Genomic DNA, 1457 nt, shown 5'->3' on the forward strand with positions numbered 1-1457 from the left:
CGACCCAGGCTGTGTGAAAACGCAAGTAAGTACGTCGAGTAGCGAAAGAAGCTGGGGCACCCTGTCAATTCAGCAGATCTAAGTGCTGATCTACCTCAGTTGGGCACCGGACGCGGCCCGCGCTATTTGGGCCGCGGCAGCGGCCCGAATAGCCGTATACGGACGCAAAAAATGCTTGGTCTCAAGTCCTGATCGCTTCAATCAGCCCAGCGATGCCAAAGATGCTCATCATTCGTTTGAGATTGTAGGCAAGCACGTGAAGGCTCATTTCGGTGCTTACCCTCGGTAGGGTTTTGGTCAGGAAGTGAGTGCTTCCCATCCAGTATTTGAGCGTTCCAAAGGGATGCTCCACCGTCTGCCGGCGAACCTTCATCTTTCCTGGGTCATGCTCCAATCGGATCTGGACGGCTTCGACTACCGTTTCATGCTCCCAGCGCTTCAACCGGCGTTCCTTACCCGTCGTACACTGCTTCTGCATGGAGCAACTTTGGCAGCCAGAGAACCAGTAGGAGTGCAGCAACATGCCGTCTTCCACCGAAGAATGCCTGCGGGTCAGTAGTTGATCCGCAGGGCATCGGTATTCATCCGATGCAGCGATGTAGATGAAGTCCTGCTTGCCGAATCGGCCTTCCGCTTTGCTGCTTGATGTCAGCGGCTTCGGGACAAAAGTGGTGATCCCTGCCTGCTCGCAAGCAAGGATCTCCGGACCTTTGTAATAGCCTCGGTCGGCGACCACTGTCAGCGACTCAGCGCCGATCTCTTCGCGTGCCTGGTTCGCCATATTGCTCAGCTGCGTTCGGTCATTGCCAACATTAGTGACTTCATGAGCAATGATCAGATGGTGTTTGTCATCGACTGCTGTTTGTACGTTGTAGCCAACCGTGCCAGTACCTCGGCCACTCGTGGCCATTGAGCGTGCATCAGGATCGGTAAGAGAGATTTGCTGATCTGGGCTGGCGTGAAGCTGCGCTTCAATGTCCTTGAGCTTCGTCATCTGCTGTTTCAGCTTTTCTATTTTTTCGCTCAGCCGTTCAGCCTTGGCCTCGGCGACCTCGGGCGCTGCCCGATCCGCCGAATCCATCGCCGCAAGATAGCGGTCAATGCTCTGCTCGATCTGCTGCATGCGCGCCTTGATCTTGCCTTGGGTAAAGTTGCGGTCGCGGTTATTTACGGCTTTGAATTTGCTGCCGTCGATGGCAATGATCGACTGGGAGAAAAGATTGAGGTTGCGGCAAAGCACTACGAATTGCCGGCAGGCGCTGCGAATGGCTTTGCCATTGTCTCGGCGAAAGTCGGCAATCGTTTTGAAGTCAGGAGTCAACCGGCCCGTTAACCACATCAGCTCGACATTGCGCTCTGCCTCGCGCTCAAGCCGGCGGCTGGACTGAATCCGGTTGAGGTAGCCATAGATGTAGATTTTCAGCAGGACTGCTGGATGGTAGGCCGGACGACCCGTT

The 1457-nt window shown here is 55.3% G+C and carries 1 protein-coding gene; it reads right to left on the bottom strand.

Going from position 1 to position 1457, the window contains the following annotated elements:
• Positions 1-181 precede the first annotated feature (181 nt).
• Positions 182-1457, bottom strand: a 1276-nt coding sequence (locus tag ACNFCH_RS25805) for an IS1182 family transposase (RefSeq protein ID WP_416744495.1), incomplete at its 5' end; no start/stop codon positions are given.

The organism is Pseudomonas sp. NY15354 (assembly GCF_048068075.1).
Classification (GTDB): domain Bacteria; phylum Pseudomonadota; class Gammaproteobacteria; order Pseudomonadales; family Pseudomonadaceae; genus Aquipseudomonas; species Aquipseudomonas guariconensis_C.